This window comes from Flavihumibacter solisilvae (assembly GCF_000814475.1).
GTDB lineage: Bacteria > Bacteroidota > Bacteroidia > Chitinophagales > Chitinophagaceae > Flavihumibacter > Flavihumibacter solisilvae.
This window is the reverse complement of record NZ_JSVC01000041.1, coordinates 1-7,634: the sequence shown is the minus strand read 5'-3', so window position 1 is coordinate 7,634 and position 7,634 is coordinate 1. Positions and strand designations below refer to the sequence as shown.

The window sequence follows — 7,634 nt, the reverse complement described above, 5'->3', positions numbered from 1 at the left end:
TCGTCTGGATTCTATAATCTGAAGTCAGCCTGGGTGAGACTTACTAAAAAGACTGAGCTCTCTTATGATATTAATGGAGCTAATCCGCTACAGTTGGTTACGCAGTATAATTACTCGAACCCTACACACATGCAACTTACAAGGATTGATGCTACCAACAGCAAGGGAGAGAAGGTTACTACATCGACAAAGTATCCATTGGATTATTCAGGTGTGACGGCTTCCGATAATATTAGTGCTGGTGTCAGGAATTTGCAATTGAAGAATGTTCTGAATGCTCCATTAGAAACCACTACTTACAAATCAAATTCGGATGGTACGGGGCAAAGAATGATTGCCAGTAAATTTACAGGGTATAAGTCCATCGATCCAGCGGTTGACAAGATGTATGAAATTGATAATGCTGCAGGACTTACCAACTTTGTGCAATCGAATGTTACTGCCGGGGCAATTGCCATTGATTCAAGGTATAACGCGAAACTGTCCTACAATAGCTACGAGGCATTTTATAAATTGCCCGTCGAAGTTCAGAAGGTTGAGGATAAAAAACAAAGTTTCCTTTGGGGATACAGAGGTTTATACCCCATCGCCAATGTGGATAATACCGATATTACTCAAATCGCTTATACTTCATTTGAAGGCGATGCTGCCGGTTCATGGACCATTCCGGGTAGCCCTAGGAATACGCTAAATTTCCATACCGGGGTATATTCCTACGCATTGGCAGATGGCAGTGTCAGCCGTTCGTCGCTCAGTGCATCGAAGATATATTTGCTGTCATTCTGGTTTAAGAATGATATGCCGCAGCCTGCCGTTTCGGTTTCTGCCGGTGGTAGTTCCGCAGATCAAAATAAAGATCGGGTAGTAAATGGTTGGAAGTATAAGGAGTTCCGGTTAACCAATGCAACCAGTGTGCAACTTTCCCAGGGTTCTGGTAACTGTTTGATTGATGAGGTAAGGGTGCACCCGGTTGAAGCTGTAATGCTGTCATACACTTTCGATCCCTTGGTTGGCATGACCAGTCAGACGGATGCAAACAGTCGTACGACCTATTACGAGTTTGATACATTCGGTCGTCTGGAACTTGTCCGGGATCAGTATAGGAATATTCTGAAGAAATACTGTTACAGTTATTCCGGCCAACTCGTTTCCTGTACTTATGATATTAATCCACAATGGCAGTCGACAGGTGAAACACGTTGCAAACCCTGTGATGCGAATCCCAGTTATACCAGCAATATTCTGCAGAATCGTGAGCGGGACATAAATCCTCAAAGTCCCACTTACAACACTTACCGTTGGGTTGATGCCGGTACAAGCGCTACGTGCGCCACAGCTGCATGGCAGAATACGGCAACAGCAGTTCGATGTAAGAAGAATGCAAGTAACCAAAATACCGGTGAGCAGGAGCAGGAACAACGTGACATGAATCCTTGTAGTTCGACCTATAACCAAACCCGCTGGGTGATAACTGGTACTAACACCACCGCCTGTCCGTTACCCGTTCAAACAGTGTATGCTAAAATAACATATAATAATTTGATAGATGATGGGCTGACCAGTTCCGCAAACTATTACATCAATTTTTACAGCAATTCTAATTGTACATCGCCGGTATCTGTATCCAACCTGACAGTGAATTATAAGCGTGACTGGAATTATTGTGATGGGACTAAAGGCATCACCTACAATTATTCTGTATTGTGTAATGGAAACCAGATGTCTTTAGGCAGACTTACGCAGTCTCAGCACGACGGGCAGCATTGCTGGAATTTTGTTTTTACAGTTACCGCAGGAACAGGATACCTGGTTTGCGGCATGCCAATCGAATAGTATAATTAATCCCAATTATCATAATTCATGAATAAGAATTTGCTAATGATATTTCTGACCCTTTCGAGTTTTTGCTCGGCATTTGGTCAGCAATCAGATGAACTGAAGCCCTATTTAGCACAAGCGGATAGTATTCAAATGCGCTATTTCAGGGACAGCCTTGGTCTGTCCTTAAGGCAAACACAGCAATATTTTGTTTTGCGCGATAAGTTTTTTGCTGATTCGGATATGATTGCCGGTGATACCTCTCTTACTGAGAAGGAGCAACTTGATCGCTTTAGGACACTTCGGTTAACTCATACAACGCAGTTGAAGAAGCTATTTACTCCGCCCATCTATAGTCAATTTATTGTGAGGGTAAAGTTGCGAATGTCACAATATAATATCGCAGGTCCGCCATTAACTGATGATAGTGACTATTAAATTATAATGCTTGATGATCGTTTTGATACTTTGTTCAAACCTGTTCATATGAAAATGGATCTCCGCTGTTTCTTTAAGATAACTGCTTTTGTTTGTTGCATGTTTGTCGGTAAGTCAATGTCTGCCCAGGTTGTATTGCCACCTGCATATTCACAAGGCATACCGGTCAATTACGTTCGTACCTGGGATGTAATGTCGCCGCAAACGGATCCTTTGTTATTGATGACTAAACCCGTTAAGGAAGTAAAACAAAGCACTCAATACGTTGATGGACTTGGCCGTCCTTTGCAAACCGTAGTTAAGCAAGGGTCACTCATTAGTGGTGGCAGCCCAGTCGATATGGTTCAGGCTACCTACTATGACGCCTTTGGCAGGGAAACTCTTCAATACCTTCCGTTTGCTGCGAACACAATAGATGGCAGTACATCTGTAAACGATGGTAATTTTAAAGGTCTACATCCCTTTTTACAACAACAGCACTTCTACAGTGATGCAAATGCAACCAGTCCGGTTAAAGGGCAAGGGGATACTTATTATTATAGCAAGACGGATTTAGAGTTTTCACCATTGAACCGCCCGGCAAAAACTTATGCGCCTGGCAATAGTTGGGTGGGTGCTTCCAGAAATATTGAGACCAGGTATCATTCCAATACGTCTACAGACGACGTCCGGATCTGGACGGTAACCAACAATGCTACTGCTGGCCAGTTCGGTAGTTACAGCAGCTCAGGGGCCTACGAAGCAAATGAACTTTTCAAAACGATCACTATTGATGAGCATAATAAACAGGTAATTGAATTTAAGGACAAAGAGGGGCAGGTGATATTAAAGAAAGTGCAATTGACAGCGGCGGATGATAATGGAACTGGTAGTGGACATACAGGGTGGATGTGCACCTATTATATTTATGATGACCTGAACCAACTTCGAGCCGTTATTCAACCGAATGCAGTCGACATATTAAGATCTAACGGTTGGGATCTTACAAATGCAACGCTGCTATTGGAACAGACTTTCCGGTATGAATACGACTCCAGGAACCGGATGATCGCAAAGCAGGTGCCTGGAGCTTTACCGGTTTACATGGTGTATGACAAATGGGATCGGTTGGTACTGACACAGAACGGCGGCCAACGGGGGGGGCGGCAATGGATATATCACAAATATGATCAACTCAATCGGTTAATTGTCCTGGGAATCTATATTCATGCCACCATCATTGATCAACCCACGATGCAAGCGGTGGTGGATGGTTCTACTGTTGAACGATATGAGCTCTTTACCCCGCGTACCACTCAGCCACAGTATACATTGGATCGAACTTTTCCCACTGTAGCTGTCAGTACTGTATATACGGCAAATTATTATGATAGCTATGACTGGACAACCAACCTGAATGCTAGCTTTAAGTTTAGGATTACCACCTGGGATAACGACTTGCAATCCCAGAATCTCGCGTCTTACCCGGAACCATTGACCCAGTCGTTGCAGACAACGGGGCTTCAAACAGGTGTATGGAATAATGTGTTGACATATTCTTCTTATATCTACGACGATAAGGGACGGGTGATCCAGACCCAGACCAAAACGCTTGCCGGAACGGATGTGAGTACCACGCTCTATTGTTTTAACGGAAGTATGGCTGTCTCGGTACTTCAGCAACAGAACACCCGCAACCCTCAGACCCATGAAATCTGGACCCGCCAGACTTATGATGACCTTTGGCGTGTAACAAAAACAGAAAAGCGCCTACGCAGTACGTTGGTAAATGCCAATGCCTACGGTGACTGGAAGACCACCGTCCAAAATACTTATAATGCATTAGGGCAACTTGAGACTAAACAGGTTGGCACAAAATCTACCGGTGGGGCTTTAGCCAAATCCGATAATGTTTACAATATCCGCGGCTGGTTATTATCTGTCAACAAGAAATTTATAACCAACGAAGACAATACGGATCGATACTTCGGCATGGAACTGGGTTACGATAAATCCGGCAGCCAGTCCTTTAATAGCGCCCAATTCAATGGGAATATCGCTGGCGCTATCTGGAAATCCAAAGGTGACCAGGCGGTTCGCAAATACGATTATGGCTATGATGTAGCCAATCGCCTTCTCAAGGCCGACTTCAGTGATCCCAGTGGGGGTATGAACTTCAATGTGAGTCTCGGTAATGGATCTGATCCTAACCAGGCTTACGATTACAATGGCAACATTAAAAAGATGAAGCAGCAGGGCTGGTATGCAGGCAACCCAAGTGCTGTAATTGACGACCTTACTTACAGTTACCTCTCCTATAGTAACCGGTTATATAAGGTGGTTGACGCAGTGACCAATGATAACAAACTTGGCGATTTTACCGATAGGTTTTCGGGGACTGACTATAACTATGATGGCAATGGCAATCTCACCGCAGATCGCAATAAATTAATCGTTCCTATACAATATAATTTTCTGAATCTGCCTACTTCGATTATCGTAAAAAAGGACGCTAGTCTGCTTGTTAACAAGGGAATCATCACTTTTACCTATGAGGCGAATGGTACTAAGCTCAAAAAAGTTGTTACTGAAGAAGACGTACAGGTTAAACATAATGGGGTCGACTATGTAACCGATATTGTCACTACCACTTCCTATTTATCCGGCGCGGTATATGAAAGCAAGGACTATGTGAGTGGACCGAATGAACTGGATTACCCGGATAAGCTTTTATATCTCGTCCATGAAGAAGGAAGAATTCGTTTGGAGGAAGCTACTACATCCACTTGCCCTGAGCAAACCGATCGATTTGTGTTTGATTATTTTCTCAAAGATCACCTAGGCGGTACCCGCGCTGTACTATCAGAACAAACTGAAAATATTTGCTATCCAGGTGCTACCATGGAAACGGCAACAGTGGCCGCAGAAAAACAGGTCTTTTCAATAGAAGACGCTCGGATCCGCGACAAGTCTGTAGTGAATGGGGCCTCCTCGTACCCTCAGTTCCAAGAGAAACTCTATGAGGTGCATGGAGGATTAACTAATCAGAAGACAGGTTTAGCCGTAATCTTAAAAGTGATGGCAGGGGATAAGGTTCAATTCAAAGTTTCATCCATCTATACTTTGCCGGCGGGCGGCAATACCGGTGGTCCGCTCACCGTTGGCTTGACAGAATTACTTACGAGTCTTGCAGGTAGTACGCTGGCAGGGGGTAAAGGAATGTCACAATCTATACTTGAATCGCTCAATCCAATGGGAACATTGAGTTCACTCAACAACCAGCGAAGCCAGACAACTACTCGTCCGCAAGCCTATCTGAACTATATGTTTTTCGACGACCAGTTCAAATACACCCAGGGCGCGGTCGCTCCTGTGAATGCTGGCAGTGGAACAACACCTGTTTATACCGAGATCAACAACTTCTTCAACAGTCCAGTTACAGCACAAAAAAATGGATATATCTATATATTTGTAAGTAATGAGAGCAATATTCCTGTGTTCTTTGATAACCTCCTGGTAACTCATACTCCAGGGCCCATTCTTGAAGAAACCCATTACTATCCATTCGGGCTGGCAATGGAGGGCATCAATTCGAAAGCCATAGAGAAACTAGAGAACAAGATAAAGTATAACGGGATAGAATTTGACAATGATTTATCATTAGAGGTTTATACAGCTTTCTTTAGAAACTTGGATCCTCAGATAGGAAAATGGTGGCAAGTTGATCCAAAGATTGAAAACATGGAGGGTTGGTCGCCGTATGCTTCCAATTTTGACAATCCCATCTTATTTAGCGATCGGCTTGGTGATGAGCCTGATGGTAGTAATCCACCGAGTGGAACTTGCTGTGGTGTTGGCGTTGGAACTCTCGTTAAAATTTTTGAAACGACTGAAAAAGCGGCTAATAATGCGCTTGAATCGGTAAGAAAGGGATTAGTATCAGCAGGCGGAGTTTTAAGTGGATATGTTGGTCTACCAACCGATATGTATTCACAGTTTACGGGTGAAAATACTTTGACAGAAAGTGATCAGGAAATCAATAGCTCTTCACATCGTATGGGCCAGACCGCTGCATTGCTAAATCCCTTTTTGGTAAATACGTCTTCTCCAGGTGTGCAATTGGTAAACGGTCCGAAAATAACTTTACCTTTATTACTTCCAGTTCCTTTAGTGCCAATAACACTAGTCAGCGCAAACAAAAAATCATATGGATCGGCAGGTGGCTCAGAACATACAAGAGGCGCGAGAGCAAGTACTAAGAAAAAACACCAAGACGGTATGGCTCGTAAAGCGAAAGATAGAAACGGGTCTAAAGGAATGAAACGACCGCCACTTCGTAGACCAAAAGGGCATTCCGGTCCTTGGCCGCCAAGGTAAAAAAAAAGATATGAACAGAGGTGACAAATATTTAGCAAGTGCGAGGAACGAAATGGTAAAGAAAAATGCAGACTTTTCCAAAGCCTTTCAGCTACTGGAGAAATCTGCGAGTTTCCAGAATCCAGAAGCTATATACGCAATTGGAACTTGGTACCTATTCGGGCGCTATGTTAAAAAGAGTTATGTTCAAGCTGTTAAATACTTAAAAAAAGCTGCTTTACTAAACTTTCGTGAGGCTTTCTATGATTTGGCCGTTTGTTATGAGCTTGGAGAAGGTGTAAAGAAAAATGAAAAAAAAGCGTTTGAATATTATTTGAAGGCAGCTTTAATGGGTAATAAAACAGCAATTCATGAAGTCGGGAGATGTTATTATTATGGAATTGGGATAGAGAAAAATCGAGCTATTAGTAAAATTTGGATAAAACAATCTGAGACGGATTGATTGACCTAACTGTTAGTCGGAAATTCAGGTTTTCTTTATTCTTCGTGACAGAAACTGAATGGCGGGAGCCGCCACTGAATATAAATGAACTTAGGTCGTTTTTATGATCCACTTAGTTTTTCGTTCGACTATAGCAAACGGAGGGCTGGACTCAATACATTTATCTGTTCCTGACTTTGTAAATCCCTCAATACTAGAACGGATGCGCAATATTACCGCTTTTCGAGTGATACGTTGATCCTCTCCATGCAGGATAACAGTGCTAGCAGGTGTTATTAGTTTTAGTTGTGAAACAACGCCGATTGAAGAGATAATCGAATGGACATCTGAAGTTACTTTGGCAATTAAAAAAAGGCTGTTCAAAGTAATTTGTCAATTATTCCATATAATAAAATATGAAGCGATGAAACCGTAGTAAATAATTCAGATTTAGCTACTTTTTTATCAATAGAATATGGGCAAAAGAAAAGCGAAAGTAATACTTTGCCTGCTCTGGTATCAAGTTACAATATTCCACCACGTGGTTAATCAATTAGAGATTTTATGAAGTTCTCATTGTTACAGCTTCCACGTTCTGCAA

4 protein-coding genes are annotated in these 7,634 nt (G+C 42.7%); all 4 read left to right on the top strand.

All coding sequences use genetic code 11. From position 1 onward, the window contains the following. A partial coding sequence (locus OI18_RS22420) for a hypothetical protein (protein WP_205410095.1) occupies positions 1 to 1,833 on the top strand: 1,833 nt, incomplete at its 5' end. 27 nt (positions 1,834 to 1,860) lie between these two features. Continuing rightward, on the top strand, positions 1,861 to 2,256 hold the full coding sequence (locus tag OI18_RS22415; protein WP_039144277.1) for a hypothetical protein: 396 nt from the start codon (positions 1,861 to 1,863) through the stop codon (positions 2,254 to 2,256). Positions 2,257 to 2,304: 48 nt separating this feature from the next. Next, on the top strand, positions 2,305 to 6,612 hold the full coding sequence (locus OI18_RS22410) for a DUF6443 domain-containing protein (protein ID WP_160290283.1): 4,308 nt from the start codon (positions 2,305 to 2,307) through the stop codon (positions 6,610 to 6,612). A gap of 10 nt (positions 6,613 to 6,622) precedes the next feature. Beyond that, positions 6,623 to 7,054, top strand: a complete 432-nt coding sequence (locus OI18_RS22405; protein ID WP_152616941.1) for a tetratricopeptide repeat protein — start codon at positions 6,623 to 6,625, stop codon at positions 7,052 to 7,054. Positions 7,055 to 7,634 lie beyond the last annotated feature (580 nt).